Annotated in this window: 18 protein-coding genes and 1 tRNA gene; 11 read left to right on the top strand and 8 right to left on the bottom strand. The window is 61.4% G+C overall.

What is annotated here, in order from left to right:
• Positions 1 to 9: 9 nt before the first annotated feature.
• The 6 genes from tolR (at position 10) to G5S42_RS26645 (ending at position 4,495) form a co-directional block, all read left to right on the top strand.
• The gene (gene tolR, locus G5S42_RS26620; RefSeq protein WP_013088523.1) at positions 10 to 456 is read left to right on the top strand and encodes a protein TolR; all 447 of its coding nucleotides are present in this window, start codon (positions 10 to 12) and stop codon (positions 454 to 456) included.
• Complete coding sequence (gene tolA / locus G5S42_RS26625) at positions 453 to 1,493, top strand: cell envelope integrity protein TolA (protein WP_176109471.1); 1,041 nt, start codon at positions 453 to 455, stop codon at positions 1,491 to 1,493. The genes tolR and tolA overlap by 4 nt, the downstream gene beginning before the upstream one ends.
• A 137-nt stretch (positions 1,494 to 1,630) precedes the next feature.
• Complete coding sequence (gene tolB, locus G5S42_RS26630; protein ID WP_176109472.1) at positions 1,631 to 2,923, top strand: Tol-Pal system beta propeller repeat protein TolB; 1,293 nt, start codon at positions 1,631 to 1,633, stop codon at positions 2,921 to 2,923.
• A 32-nt stretch (positions 2,924 to 2,955) separates the two neighbouring features.
• Entirely contained in the window at positions 2,956 to 3,462 is a 507-nt protein-coding gene (pal, locus tag G5S42_RS26635) for a peptidoglycan-associated lipoprotein Pal (protein ID WP_176109473.1), read from the top strand.
• 20 nt (positions 3,463 to 3,482) lie between these two features.
• Positions 3,483 to 4,232 carry a tol-pal system protein YbgF gene (gene ybgF, locus G5S42_RS26640; protein ID WP_176109474.1) on the top strand — a complete coding sequence of 250 codons (750 nt, stop codon included), beginning with the start codon at positions 3,483 to 3,485 and terminating at the stop codon, positions 4,230 to 4,232.
• 187 nt (positions 4,233 to 4,419) lie between these two features.
• Positions 4,420 to 4,495, top strand: a tRNA-Lys gene (locus G5S42_RS26645).
• A gap of 173 nt (positions 4,496 to 4,668) precedes the next feature.
• Here the strand turns inward: G5S42_RS26645 and G5S42_RS26650 are convergent.
• The 3 genes from G5S42_RS26650 to G5S42_RS45820 all read right to left on the bottom strand — a co-directional run bounded on the left by G5S42_RS26650 (position 4,669) and on the right by G5S42_RS45820 (position 5,654).
• Entirely contained in the window at positions 4,669 to 5,001 is a 333-nt protein-coding gene (locus tag G5S42_RS26650) for a hypothetical protein (protein WP_176109475.1), read from the bottom strand.
• A gap of 157 nt (positions 5,002 to 5,158) precedes the next feature.
• On the bottom strand, positions 5,159 to 5,533 hold the full coding sequence (locus G5S42_RS26655; protein WP_246392083.1) for a hypothetical protein: 375 nt from the start codon (positions 5,531 to 5,533) through the stop codon (positions 5,159 to 5,161).
• Positions 5,517 to 5,654 carry an ESPR-type extended signal peptide-containing protein gene (locus G5S42_RS45820; protein ID WP_376776888.1) on the bottom strand — a complete coding sequence of 46 codons (138 nt, stop codon included), beginning with the start codon at positions 5,652 to 5,654 and terminating at the stop codon, positions 5,517 to 5,519. Before G5S42_RS45820 ends, G5S42_RS26655 begins: the two co-directional genes overlap by 17 nt.
• A gap of 590 nt (positions 5,655 to 6,244) precedes the next feature.
• Between G5S42_RS45820 and G5S42_RS26660 the strand changes: the two genes are divergently transcribed.
• Positions 6,245 to 6,580 (top strand): hypothetical protein, encoded by a 336-nt coding sequence (locus G5S42_RS26660; RefSeq protein WP_176109477.1) that lies wholly within the window; start codon positions 6,245 to 6,247, stop codon positions 6,578 to 6,580.
• Between the two features lie 201 nt (positions 6,581 to 6,781).
• Here the strand turns inward: G5S42_RS26660 and G5S42_RS26665 are convergent, their stop codons facing one another.
• Together G5S42_RS26665 and G5S42_RS26670 are read right to left on the bottom strand one after the other, a co-directional pair.
• Entirely contained in the window at positions 6,782 to 7,018 is a 237-nt protein-coding gene (locus tag G5S42_RS26665; RefSeq protein ID WP_246392084.1) for a hypothetical protein, read from the bottom strand.
• A 79-nt stretch (positions 7,019 to 7,097) separates the two neighbouring features.
• A complete protein-coding gene (locus tag G5S42_RS26670; protein WP_176109478.1) occupies positions 7,098 to 9,332 on the bottom strand; it encodes a LamG-like jellyroll fold domain-containing protein in 2,235 nt (744 codons plus the stop codon).
• 311 nt (positions 9,333 to 9,643) lie between these two features.
• On the opposite strand from G5S42_RS26670, the gene G5S42_RS26675 reads away from it, so the two are divergent.
• On the top strand, positions 9,644 to 9,883 hold the full coding sequence (locus G5S42_RS26675) for a hypothetical protein (protein ID WP_176109479.1): 240 nt from the start codon (positions 9,644 to 9,646) through the stop codon (positions 9,881 to 9,883).
• A gap of 61 nt (positions 9,884 to 9,944) precedes the next feature.
• On the opposite strand, the gene G5S42_RS26680 is transcribed toward G5S42_RS26675, so the two are convergent.
• Both G5S42_RS26680 and G5S42_RS26685 read right to left on the bottom strand, forming a co-directional pair.
• A complete protein-coding gene (locus tag G5S42_RS26680) occupies positions 9,945 to 10,124 on the bottom strand; it encodes a hypothetical protein (RefSeq protein WP_176109480.1) in 180 nt (59 codons plus the stop codon).
• Between the two features lie 84 nt (positions 10,125 to 10,208).
• Entirely contained in the window at positions 10,209 to 10,532 is a 324-nt protein-coding gene (locus tag G5S42_RS26685; protein ID WP_176109481.1) for a hypothetical protein, read from the bottom strand.
• A gap of 191 nt (positions 10,533 to 10,723) precedes the next feature.
• Here G5S42_RS26685 and G5S42_RS26690 point away from each other — a divergent pair, with 191 nt between their 5' ends.
• From G5S42_RS26690 to G5S42_RS26700, 3 genes are all read left to right on the top strand, one after another.
• Positions 10,724 to 11,146, top strand: coding sequence for a hypothetical protein (locus tag G5S42_RS26690; RefSeq protein ID WP_176109482.1), 423 nt, complete (start codon positions 10,724 to 10,726; stop codon positions 11,144 to 11,146).
• Positions 11,147 to 11,215: 69 nt separating this feature from the next.
• The gene (locus tag G5S42_RS26695; RefSeq protein WP_176109483.1) at positions 11,216 to 11,590 is read left to right on the top strand and encodes a hypothetical protein; all 375 of its coding nucleotides are present in this window, start codon (positions 11,216 to 11,218) and stop codon (positions 11,588 to 11,590) included.
• Between the two features lie 192 nt (positions 11,591 to 11,782).
• On the top strand, positions 11,783 to 12,601 hold the full coding sequence (locus G5S42_RS26700; protein WP_176109484.1) for a mechanosensitive ion channel family protein: 819 nt from the start codon (positions 11,783 to 11,785) through the stop codon (positions 12,599 to 12,601).
• 122 nt (positions 12,602 to 12,723) lie between these two features.
• Here the strand turns inward: G5S42_RS26700 and G5S42_RS26705 are convergent, their stop codons facing one another.
• A complete protein-coding gene (locus G5S42_RS26705; protein WP_176109485.1) occupies positions 12,724 to 13,395 on the bottom strand; it encodes a VTT domain-containing protein in 672 nt (223 codons plus the stop codon).
• Between the last annotated feature and the right edge of the window lie 60 nt (positions 13,396 to 13,455).

Consider the following 13,455-nt stretch of genomic DNA (forward strand, 5'->3'; position numbering starts at 1 on the left):
GAGGCCCCGATGGCAGGCTCACGCTCCTCCAGCATGCGCGGCTCGCGCTCGCGGCGCGCGATGGCCGACATCAACGTCGTGCCGTACATCGACGTGATGCTCGTGCTGCTCGTGATCTTCATGGTCACGGCGCCGCTCGTCGCACCGTCGATCGTCAATCTGCCGACCGTCGGCGGCGCCGCGCCGCAGCAGCAGACCCCGCCCGTGATCGTCAACATCCGCGCGGACGGCAACATGAGCGTCAAGTACAAGGACGACTCCGGCACGCAGCAGCAGGAAGACATGACGAAAGCTGGTCTCAAAGGTTTCATCGCCGATCGGGCACAATCGCACCCGGATCAGCCCGTCGTGATCGCCGCCGACAAAACCGTGAAGTACGAAGTCGTGATGAATGTGATGTCCGAGTTGAAGGCTCAGGGCGTCAAGCGCGTTGGATTGCTTGTCAAATCGCAATGATCCGCAAGAACACCGAATATCCGCTTCAGCCACCGCGTGAACGCGGTACCGGGCGAGCTTTTCTGTTCGCGCTGGTGATGCATGCGCTGCTCGGATTCTTTCTTTATCACGGCATCCAGTGGCAAAACAGCACGCCCGAGGGCGAGCAGGCGGAACTGTGGACCGAGGTGCCGGATTCCGCGATCCCGCATCCCGTCGTCACGCCGCCGCCCGCGCCGGTCGCCCCTGCCCCGCCCGTGCGCGACGAGCAGGCCGACATCGCGCTGCAGGAAAAGAAGCGTCAGCAGCAGGAAGCGGCTCGCGCCGCGCAATTGGCCGAACAGCAGCGCCAGTTGAAGCTGAAAGAGCAGCAGGAAGCGGAAGCGAAGCGTCAGCAACAACTGGCGGCCGAACAGGCGGCCCAACTCGCGGCGCAGAAAGCCGCCAAGCTCAAGCAGCAACAGGCGCAACAGCAACAACAGCAACAGCAGCAGGCCGAGAAGCTCAAGCAGCAGCTCGCCGAGCAGCAGAAGCAGCAGCAACTGAAGGAACAGCAGGAGCAGCAGCAAAAGCAGGCTCAGGCGGAAGCGCAAAAGAAGGCTGAGGCCGAGAAGGCGGCGAAGGCGAAGGCGCAAGCCGAAGCGGCGGCACAAGCGAAGAAGCAGCTCGATGCGGACCGTCGCGCGCGGCTGGCGCAAATGCAGGGTCTGGCTGGCGGCGTCGGCGGCAGCAGTTCGAGCAGCAACGGACTGGGCAAGAGCGGAACGGGTAGCGGCTCCGGGGGCACGGCGGCATCGCCAGGTTACGCGGACAAGGTGCGCCGGCTGGTGCTTCAGCATGTGAACTGGGGCGGCGAAACGGAAGGTCTGGAGACCGTGATCGCCGTGCGCTGTTCGCCGGACGGCAATCAGCTGAGCGCAAACATTACCCACAGCAGCGGCAACGCCGCGTGGGACGCCGCCGCGTTGCGGGCGGTGAAAGCCTCCGATCCGATGCCGCGGGACGTGAATGGCAAGACGCCGGACTACTTCACTATCACGCTGCGGCCGGCGGCTTGATGTGCAGGCTGACAGCCGACTGACATCCAGCGCCGCGCCCCACCAGGCCGGCGTTGCGCGGGAACGAAATAGCCGTTTCCCGGTCTGTCTGCTGTCTTCGAGTATTAAGTAAAACCGTTTTGAGGAACCCATACAGCATGAGTTTGATGACCAAGCTAGGCCTGCGAACACTCGTGGCAACGTGCCTGATCGCCGTCGGCGGCGCCGCCAACGCACAACTCAACGTCCTCGTGACGGGCGTCGGATCCACACAGTTTCCGATCGCAACGGCGAATTTCGCCAATGAAGCGAACTCCCCGCAGCAGGTCAGCACGATCGTGCGTCAGGACCTGCAACGCAGCGGCAAATTCACGAATATCGACGCAGGCTCGACGCCGGTGTCCGAGACCGATTCCGTCGACCTCGGCGCATGGAAGGCGAAGGGCGCCAACGCGTTCGTCGCGGGCAGCGTGAACCGCCTGCCGAACGGCCAGTACGAAGTGCGCTTCAAGCTCTACGACACGGTCAAGGGCGAAAGCCTCGGCGGCCTCGTGCTGGTGAGCCCGGAGAGCGGTCTGCGCATGAGCGCGCACAAGGTCGCGGACTACATTTACGCCAAGCTGATGGGCAACCGCGGCGTGTTCGCGACGCGCCTGTCGTATGTGATCAAGTCGGGCAACCGCTACCAGCTGCAGATCTCGGATTCGGACGGCCAGGACGCGCATATTGCGCTGTCGAGCCCCGAGCCGATCATTTCGCCGGCCTGGTCGCCGGACGGCACCAAGGTCGCGTACGTGTCGTTCGAGAAGAAAAAGCCGATCGTCTACATCCACGACCTGCCCACCGGCCGGCGCATCGTCGTATCGGACCAGAAGGGCAACAACAGCGCGCCGGCGTGGTCGCCGGATGGCCGCACGCTCGCCGTAGCGCTGTCGCGCACCGGCAATACGCAGATTTTCGCGGTCAACGCGGACGGCAGCGGTCTGCGTCGTCTGACGCAGGGCAGCTCGATCGACACCGAGCCGACCTACTCTCCTGACGGTCAGTGGATCTATTTCACGAGCGACCGCGGCGGCGCTCCACAGATCTACAAGATGCCGGCGCAAGGTGAAAGCGCGGGCAACGCGCAACGCGTCACGTTTACGGGCAGCTACAACACCAGCCCGCGTGTGAGTCCTGACGGCAAGGAGCTTGCCTACATCTCGCGCGTCGGCGGTGCATTCAAGCTGTACATCCAGGACCTGCAAGGCGGAACCGCCACGGGCCTGACGGACACCTCACATGACGAATCGCCGAGCTTCGCGGCGAATGGTCAGTACATTCTTTACGCCACTCAGGTGAACGGCCGTGGCGTGTTGGCCGCAGTATCGACCGATGGTCGCACTCGGCAGGTCCTGTCCGTTCAGGGGGGCAGCGTACGCGAGCCATCCTGGGGCCCGTTTATGCAATAACGTTGATGCAATAACACAAGGAGAGTAATCAAATGATGTCCAAACTTCGTTTCGCATTCGCCGTCGTGATGGTCGGTGCATTGGCCGCATGTCACTCTGGCGTCAAGCTCGACGAAAACGCCGGCAAGGGCGCAGGCTCGGCTCAACCGAATCCGAACGACGTCGCGACGGTCAACGTCGACCCGCTGAACGATCCGAACAGCCCGCTCGCAAAGCGCAGCATCTACTTCGACTTCGACAGTTACTCGGTGAAGGACGACTATCAACCGCTGCTGCAACAACACGCGCAATATCTGAAGGGTCACCCGCAGCGTCACGTGCTGATCCAGGGCAACACCGACGAGCGCGGTACGAGCGAATACAACCTCGCGCTCGGCCAGAAGCGTGCTGAAGCCGTGCGTCGTTCGCTGTCGCTGATGGGCGTGTCGGATTCGCAAATGGAAGCCGTGAGCCTCGGCAAGGAAAAGCCGCTGGCAACGGGTCATGACGAAGCGTCGTGGGCACAGAACCGCCGCGCCGACCTCGTGTATCAACAGTAAGTCAACGGGTGATAAGCCGAATGACGCATCGTTTCTCCTGGCTGCGGGTTGCCGCAGCGGCCTGCGTCGCAGGCACGGCCCTCGTGGCCGTGCCCGCCCATGCGGGCATGTTCGACGACGATCAGGCCCGCCAGGCCATTCTCGATCTGCGCTCGAAGACCGATAGTCTGTCGAGCCAGCTGTCGGCGGCGCAGCGCACGATCCTCGATCAGTCCAACCGTCTCGACCAGCTGAACCAGCAGGTCGCGACTCTGCGCGGACAGAACGAGGACATGGCGAACCAGCTCACGACGCTGCAAAAGCAGCAGAAGGACTACTACACCGATCTCGACACGCGCCTGAAGAAATTCGAGCCGCAGCAGCAGACGGTGGATGGTGTCCAGGGCGAGGTCCAGCCGGGTGAAACCGATGCGTTCAACACGGCTTCACAGCAGTTCCGCAGCGGAGACTTCAAGACCGCCGCAGCATCGTTCCGCAGCTTCATCTCCAAATATCCGACCAGCCCCTATCAGCCGACCGCGCAATACTGGCTCGGCAACGCGCTGTATGCACTGCGCGACTACAAGGGTTCGACGGCGGTCTGGCAAGGTATCGTGGCCAAGTACCCGCAGCATCCGCGCGCCCCGGAAGCGCTGCTCGCGATCGCGAACAATCAGCTCGAACAAGGCCAGAAGGCCGCGGCGAAAAAGACGCTCGAGCAGATCGTCGCGCAATACGCCGGCTCGGACGTCGCGCAGTCGGCGCAGAGCAAGCTGTCGCAGATCAAGTAGTTCGTGGTGGCGGATTGATCACGTTTTGAAGTAGTTGTTGGCAGTAACGCGCAGTGTCCGAAGTGATAGCCACGCGCGCCTCTCGCTGGAAAGCCCGGGTAGTAATGCCCGGGCTTTTCACATTGGCCTGATGGCCTCGTAGTGTTGACAGATCATCGGTTCGCCGATATAATTTCGCTTCTCTTTTGGGTCGTTAGCTCAGCTGGTAGAGCAGCGGACTTTTAATCCGTTGGTCACAGGTTCGAATCCCGTACGGCCTACCATTAGTTTCAAGCACTTAGCCCATCCCTAACCGGATGGGCTATTTGTTTTGTGGGTGCGTGTAGGCGCTGTGTAGGCAAATTCGATCAACGTCGGATCGACGTGCGGGTCGCTAGCCTTCGACCAAACCCTGCTATCAAAAGCTATCACTTTTGCAAGCCGCGATGTTTTCGTTCTACGCGGCGTGAAGGCGCAGTCTTACTGCGTACACCTGTGCCTTGCTCAGCGCGACAAAGTTCGGCACGGTGCAATCCGTTTCGGCGCTGGCGACATGCTCGCCGCACCGACATACGAGGTTGGGGCCGCGTTGGCCTGTCATTCCGCAGCAGCCATACGTGCGCTCAACCCGAGGCGTGACGCTCAACCCGATCAGGTCATCTTCCTGTACAAGCCAGCAACCCGCGTAGGCTTGCCATACCTCGCCGCGCTCCTTGATCGCGAACCCCAAGGCAAAGCAGGGCTCGCCCCATTTCCACGACTCGCCGCCGTGTGTGGTGTACTGCGACATGTTCCCAACCGTCAAGATACGGGTAATTGACGCGTCACACCGGATGCAGTGAAAACAGATGAGTCGCATACCCGGCGCTTTCTGAGATTTGCCCATACTGAACTTACGTAGGTGCGAGGGAACAACCGACAGGGTTAAGCGTGATGGCAGTGATTTATCAGGCCCGTTCGTCGCTCCCTTGCCGAGTGAAATAGTCTTCGATGATAGCGCGCACGTCACTTCGCAAGCGCTCATCAGCTTTCGTCAGCACCTCCAGTAATAGCTGCTTCTCGCGCATGTAGACTGCTGCGAACTGCGGGTCACGAGCCTCAACCGTACTCAGGTTCGATATGAGGTCAGCCGCCTTGATCGTCTGCGCCGCAGCCGATGCCTGCGCGGTATGCGTCCGGTCCAGTGCCTTGCGCGTGGCCCGGTCGCCATCCTCAGGTGTTGATATTGCGGTCAGTTCGCCGACAAGTTGCCCGACGCGTGTACCGAATTCCGTCTCAATCAATGACAGGGGAACGGCCGTATCCTCAGCGGTATCGTGCAACCAGGCAGCAGCAAACCGAGCTCTGTCCGGCTTGCCTTCCAGTTGCCGTGGCGGTCTCCGCAGCGGCAACCAGCATGTTTCTCAGACTGCTGAATATCAGCCGATAGTTATCTTTATTCACTTTGCCAATTCACGTTACCAAGCAATCAGGGTTCGTAAGGTAACGGCCGATTAGAGTTCGCTCCATAACAAAGAGGAAAAATATTGTTAAATCAATTAATTGCGCAACAAAAGCAATGAATTCAGATTTATCCCATTCCGGTCGAGTGATTTTTTTGCAAGCACAAAAAGCCCGCGCAGGGGCGGGCAGTTGAAACGAACATCAGCAGTTCAGGTACGAAAATCCCTGAGGTCTGCCTGTCCGACTACGATGCGTTCAGGCGTGTCAATACCACGCGAACATCGGCCAAGGCATCTTCGAACAGACCAACGATCGAGACCTGGGCAGATATCGAAAGACCGCTGAACTGCTCCATCACCTCTTCGAGGCTCAGCAGGCGCGCGAGCCGCACCGCGCGTCAAAGTCTCGAGTCGCGACTCAACTCCTCGAAGCTCGCCATAGCGCGATCGAGTACACGCAGCATGTACTGGCGATGGCGCTCTTCGTCGCTCTTGTTGCGCCAGTGAGGAACCGGATATCGCGGCTGCTGTGCGGACAATTCCGGCGCCTGATCATCCTCGGCGCGCTGCCTCCACTCCTGAAGTACCTGATTGGAGTTGCGCGTCATCGTTCTGGTACTACGCCTGCACGACGGTATCGCCCAGTATGCTTCGCCGCAAGCGGTCGCGCTGCTGACACCAGACCGCAACGCGTTCTATGTCGAGCGCCGATGCATCCGTCGCGCCGGCAAGATGTTGAGCGGCGAGCAACTCGTCGTGCGCTCTTATGTACGCCTGGTAACGTTCGACGATCCGCTCCGCTTCGCCGTACGCGGGCGACGGCAGTTCGCTTTTCAGATAGATCCGCAACTGATCGGCCCGATCGTCGTCCGTCTTCCGCAGCAGGAAAGAATTGATCAGGTCGAGCAGCGCGGCATTTACGATTAGCTCGTGGTTTTCCGCGACGATGAGCCCGGGATCGTCACGCCCGACGCTCGGCTCGGAGCCGGACGAGCTAGACGAGCCGGCCGGGCGCGCCTCGCTCGTCGGACTCGCGACGGCAGGTTCCGGATCGGCTATCCCGTTTCCCCCATGCGCACGGACCGCTGACGGGTTCCGTCGGATGGGGCGCGCAGCGGATTGGCGGTTTCAGAAAGCGCAGTTCGGCACGCTTCCCATCGTCGTGAAGCTCGATGTGGTCACGCCGGTTCCGGACGGCGTGACGTTCGAGTTATACAAGCCGACATTCGCATACTGGTCGCCGCTTTGCGCGGTCGCATCCAGGCTGACGTTGGCCAGCCAGGCGTTGACCGGATAGCTCGAATTGCGCCCGTCCATCTTCGTGTAGGCGCCCGACAGCGATTGGGTCGCATATGCGCCGTTCACGACGATGTTCGACAGCGACGGGCTGCCGCCTGCCGTGCACGTGTTGTAGTCCTTTTGACGAAGAAGTTCACGCTGACAATCAACCCTGCGCGAGCGTCGCGATCCGATCCGGCGGTAACGCGCCGCGATAGATGCGAAACTCGTCGATCGCTCCGTTGAAGTACGGGTCCGCCGCGTACTGAGAACGTCCGATCCAGTTCTGCGCGCTCGGGCCGAGATGCCACGGCGCGAACGCCACGCCCGTCGTCTGGCCGGTCTGGCTGCCGTTGACGTACAGCGTGAGCGTCGTGCCCGAGAGCGTCACGGCCACATGGGTCCATTGGCCGCTCGGCAGCGGCGCGTTGCCATTGACCTGACGCTCGTTGTGAGACCCGTTGAGCGTGATCGAAAAGCGCACCGTGCCACCACTGCTGTCGGGGGTGAGCATCATGTAACGGCCGGTGCCCGTGCCGAAATCGAACACGCGCTCCCATAGCTTCGTGCTGTTTGAATTGCGGAACACCCACGTCGCGATCGTGAAATCCGAGACGTCCCCGACGATGTCGTTGGGCAGGCTGACGTAGCCGCTCGAGCCGTCGAGCAGCACCGCGTTGCCGGACTTGCCAGCGGTGCGCGACGCGCCGCCGACTAGCGTGCCCGTATGGCCGTTGCCGGTCGCGTCAGCCGCGGTCGTGCCGCTCGACTCGTCGAAGCTCAGCCAGGTATGCAACTGCACGGCCGTCACCGCGACGACCTCGTTCGAGTTCGCGCTCTCGCCCGCTGCCGTCGTCGCGCTGACGACGTAGTACCACACGCCGGCCTGCGGGCTGTCGGTATAGGTCAGCACGTCGGTGATGCCGCTCGCGACGGTCGTGTACGGGCCACCCGAATTCGCGGCGCGCTTGACGTTGTAGCTCGTGCCATTCGCCACGCCCCACCACGACAGCACCACCTGCCCCGCCGCCGGCCAGGCGGTCACGCCGCTCGGCGCGGCGGCCGGCGTCACCGGATCGCGCGTGTAGGCGAGCGTGCCGTAGCCGAGCTGGTCGTAGCCGCCGCTCGTCGTACCGTAGTTGCCGCCGCCGCCTTCCGGCTGGATCGCGAGCGCGAACTTCTCGGACCACGGCGCGGCCAGCCCCTTGCGATTGACATAGTGGTTGTAGACGAGCGCCCAGATCGGACGGATATCGCCTTGCGAGGCCGTCGAAAACCCGGGCTGCACTACGTCGACATTCGCATAGCTCTCGTACGGCACCGTGAGGTAGGTTCCGTCGGCTTGAATGAGATTCGCCTTCGCCACGTACTCCGCGCCGGCGAGGAAGCGGTTGTTGTCGTAGCCGTAGAGATCGATGCCCTGGTTCCAGGCCATCTCGCAGATGGCGCCGCACAGCCCGATGCCGAGGTTGTTGTGCCCCTGGTCGCGCCCGCTCTCCTGCCACTGGCCGAGGTAGCCCGGGTGCAGGTAGTAGACCGCCTGCGCAATCGCACCGTTGCCAAGCCCGCTCAGGTAGTAGTTGACCGCTTCGTCGAACATCGCGCGGTCGTCACAGAGCACGCCGATCGCCATGATCGACGCCATGCTGCACAAGTCCCAGTTGGCCCAGTAGTGCGTGTAGTCGGTGTTGTTGTGGCGGTTCAGGAAGTCGATGTTGATCGGATAGAAGATGTTGGACATCATCGACTGGAACGCCGCGAGGTCCGCTGCGGCGAGGCCAGGGTAGCTGCGCATGATCTCGCCGACGATCGCGAACTCGTAGCCATAGATGCCGGCGGCCAGATCGACGTTGGTGTCGCCGGCGAGACTCTGCAGCGTCGAGGACCACGCGTTCATGATTTGCACCGCCTTGTCGGCGTATGCCGTGTCGCCAGTGACTTTCCAGTACAGCGCGCAAGCGTAGGCGGCGGCGATGTCGCCATAGAGCTGCGGATAGTTCTGCGGTCCGGTGCCGCCACGATTGATCTGCGCGGCCGGCCGGGGCGACCAGGACAGTCGCGTGTGGCCGTTGGCGGTCAGCACCTGAAAGCCGGCGTACCAGGGCTGCGCCTGCGCGGCGACCTTCTGCGCCATGCGGTCGAAGTCGGTCTGCGTGTGCAGGAGCCCCGGATGCACGAACGCGCCACTCGTCGCAACGGCGGCCTCGCCGGTTGCCGCTCGTGCGAGCACGAGGCTGGCCGTGTTGATGCTCGCCGCCCTCGCAACGGCCGAGCGGCTCACGGCCGCTTCGCCGACGCTGCCGCCCCCGCCGCATGCGCTCAGCGCCAACGCGCCGAGACTGTGCAAAAAGGTGCGGCGCGACACTGCCAAGGTGAAACTGCTTGTTTTGGTTCGATCCATATCGCGATTCCGTTTATGAGGCCGTGGCTGACAAAACTGATCCGGTGGGGGTGCCCCGCTAGCAAACGTTTGCGTCGGTGGACGGCGAACTGGTGCAGCAGAGACACTTCCTTCCGTGTTATCGACACAAACTGCTGTTTCCTGACGGTGGAATCGTGTAGGGATTGCCTGAAACCTGGCGCGGGAAAATCCTATGGACCGAGCAGGAACGCCCGCGACAACTCCAATGCCGATGCGTCGCTTAACTTCGCGTTCATTTCGCAGAACTTTACGATGAACGACACGATGCTGACATTCCGGCCGTATCTGCAATGCGCCTGGCAACTGCAGAACGGTTCGACGATTACGCCGGGACTCAAGTACGTGTCGTTCCACCGGAACAGACCGACAACTACCAGATCGGCACGACGTTCAAAACGGGGCGTCTGACCGTCGCCATCGATCCGGCCAGCGAGCGTCTGTTTTCGGTTTGCGCCAATCACCGCACGATGATCGTCGATGCGACGTCGGGCCGTCGCGTGGCCGAGGTGTTGATAGGGGGGCCGCCCTGATGCTGCGGCTTTCGATCCGTCCTTGAAGCTCGCGCCCAGTTCGAACGGCGCGGACCGCACGCTAACGATCGTGCATGAAGACGATGCGGACCACTACACGGTTGCGCAGAACAGGCCAACGCAGGAAGGCGCAAAAACGATGGCGCTCGATGAACAGCAGCACCGGATCTATCTGATGTCGTCGAAGTTCGGCGCGCGCAAGCGGCCACGGCCGCCAATCTTCATCCGCGCGCGAGGTCATCCCCGGTACGTTCGAAGTGTTCGAAGCGCAGTTCAATGCACGCTGACAGGCAGCCTCGCCGCTGCGTGTGAAACACCGGCCCGCCTACATGAGGCCGTGCGCGATGCCGCTCGGCCTCTCCCAACGCTCCCGGTCGTTCGACACGCCGAAATCGGTGGCCTGCAGTGAAACAGTGGCCGAACTGGCCAGCGAACGCTTGGCGCTGGCACGCGCGAGGATGCGCTGCTCGTGCACATAGAACAATTCGAGTTGGCGCGCGTCGGACGCTTTTCGTTCGAGCCCGAATACGTCCTCGAGCACCCGCCGCGACACGTGAAAACGCTGAAGCCCGCGGCCAAGCTGGATCTGAAAGACAACACCGTCGCTGTTATGCGGCACCGCTGCCCAGATAAGCGGAATGCTACTCATGGAGCCCCCGTGAGTCTGGATCTTCGTATCAGGAATACGATGATCTGATCCTCGCACGTATAAACGCACGGCGCGACGTTTCAAAATACCAACAAGTTCGATTTGGCATTTTCACCACAGTGGCGGAGTGTTGCGACGCAACGGGTCATTCATTGACGACGCACCGTCGCCGGCCTTTCCCGGCGAGCGCGATGAGCTACCTCGGCATCGGCTATGGCTTGCATCCGGGAGCCAAAGGCTGCTGGGGGCTCGTGGTCGATCTCGGTGTCGTCTACCGCATTCCGAAGACCTCGTACACACTGTCGTCGGCACTATCGCAGGCGTCAGGACCGGAGATGACTAAACAGATCATCAACACTGGATTGCAGCAACTACGCAATAAGGCCTCGCCTTTTCGATGGTATCCGACGCTGCAACTCGGCATTTCTTATCGCTTCCGACGCGCAGCAATCGGAGTCCGTCGCAGTACTATAAATTTGCAAAGAACTTTTCACATTCCGATTGCGCATAAAAACGCTCGAAAGAAAGCGCGACACGGCTATCGCTTTTTCTGGTTATTTATCGAGATGAAAAGATATGCAATGATCGCCGCCGGATCAGCGGAGCATGTCTGAACCTTGCGTGAGCATCCGTTCCGGCAACCCCACAACCCCACGGCGCATTGCTTTTTCATTGAACCGATAATGACCAACTTTCTGTTCGATCTGCTATCGAACCTCGCCTTGCTCGCCATCGTATCGATGGCCTGCCGACTGTATAACCGGTTCGGGTCGGGTGCCGCGTTGAGCGGCCCGGCAATTTTCATCGTGCTCGCGCTGCTTGCGTGCGTGCTCGACGGCTTGTTGACTTTTGTCGTGTTCGCCGACGCGCAGAGTCGCTATGGACAATTCGTCCGGCCGACTCTATTTCTTCGGCGTGCTGGCGCATATGCGCTCGCAATCGTGATCGCGTTCTCATGGCATCGCGTGTCGAAGCGCAGGCGAGCCGTGAAAAACGACCAGGACAACGCGGTTGTCATCTGCACGTCACCGTATTCCGAATCGCGATTGCGCATGTAGGGGCGGCGCGCTCGAGCGGCTTCTCACATACGCCCCGCCATTTTTCGTCTCTCAATTGCCGCCCGCGAACAGAGCAGGAACGGTCCTTGCGCATGCGGGCGCCGTCGGCTATAACTCCCGAAGACCGCGCGTTGTGGGTCATGGCACCACCGTCGTTCAATCCGTTGATGGCAACTTATAACGAGGAACATCTTGGATATCGAAACCGCACGTGCATTCATCATGACCCGGGGCATCGACATCGGCACCAAGGTGCTCGGCGCCATCGTGCTGTGGATCGTCGGCCGCTGGGTCATCGGGCTGATCTCCAACCTGTTGCGCAAGGTGCTCGCTCGCAACGGCAAGGTCGATCCGACGCTCGCCCACTACCTCGCGTCGATTCTCGGCGCGTTGCTGAACCTGCTGCTCGTCCTCGCAATCCTGCAAATCTTCGGTGTGCAGACAACGTCGTTCGCAGCATTGCTCGCCGGTCTTGGCCTCGCGATCGGCACTGCGTGGGGCGGCCTGCTCGCGCACTTCGCGGCCGGCGTGTTCATGCAGGTGCTGCGACCGTTCAAGGTCGGCGATTTCGTCACGGCCGCGGGCGTCACCGGCACCGTCACCGAGTTGGGCCTGTTCGGCACGACGATCGTCACGCCGGACAACGTGATGACCATCGTCGGCAACAACAAGATCTTTTCCGACACGATCTCGAACTACAGCGTGCTGCCGTTCCGGCGCGTCGAGCTGACCGCGAAGATCGCCAACGGCGTCGATCCGACCGATGCGATCGCGCGTCTGAAAGCCGCCGTCGCAAAGATTCCGAACGTGTCCGAAAACCCCGCGCCGGACATCGAGGTGTTGAGCTTCACGCCGGAAGGACCGTTGCTGTGCGTACGCCCTTACTCGTCCAATCAGAACTACTGGCAGGTCTACTTCGACACCAATCGCGCGATCGTGCAGACCTTCAAGGAAGCCGGCTACCCGACGCCGGAAACGCCGCTCGCGCCGCGCGCGATCACGCGCGATTGATGTGACCTAACGTGCGCGCGAAGCCGGCACGGGTCGCCGGCATCGCGGCATGAAAAAAGGCGTCGCGAGATTCGCGACGCCTTCTGGTCATCAAGGTCCGAACTACAGCCGGCTACAGCTCGTCAACGCGTACTCGCGTTCGCGCCATTCTTGCGCAGCATCTTCCACAACGCGGCGAGCACGACCGGCACAATTGCCGCGCCGATACCGACCAGCACGATCACGTTCAGATACTGACGGATGAACGGAATGTTGCCGAAGAAATAGCCGAGCAGCACGAGCAGGAGCACCCACGACAGCGCGCCGACGACGTTGAACATCTGGAAGCGGCTCCAGGTCATCGACGACGCACCGGCGACGAACGGCGCAAAGGTCCGCACGACCGGGATGAAACGCGCGAGCACGATCGTCTTGCCGCCGTGTTTCTCATAGAAATCGTGAGTCTTCTGCAGCGCGGCGCGATCGAGAAAGCGCTCGAGCACCGGAATATGCGAATTGAACACACGCGGTCCGATCGCACGGCCGATCAGATAGTTGGTCGTATTGCCGCCGATCGCAGCCACCAACAGCAGCAGGATCAGCAGCCCGAGATGCATCTGGCCGGCCGCGCAGAACGCGCCGCCGATGAACAGCAGCGAGTCGCCCGGCAGAAACGGCAGAACCACGAGTCCGGTTTCTGCGAACACGATCGCGAATAGCACCGCGTAGACCCAGGTGCCATACACCTGGATGAAGTCCCCGAGGAACTTGTCGATGTGTAGGACAAGGTTGGCGAAATGGAGCAACGTATCCAAGGAATGTCCTTATAAACCGATGATTGCGTAGAGGAAAAACGGCCGTCGCGCGACCCGATA

This window comes from Paraburkholderia youngii, assembly GCF_013366925.1.
GTDB lineage: Bacteria > Pseudomonadota > Gammaproteobacteria > Burkholderiales > Burkholderiaceae > Paraburkholderia > Paraburkholderia youngii.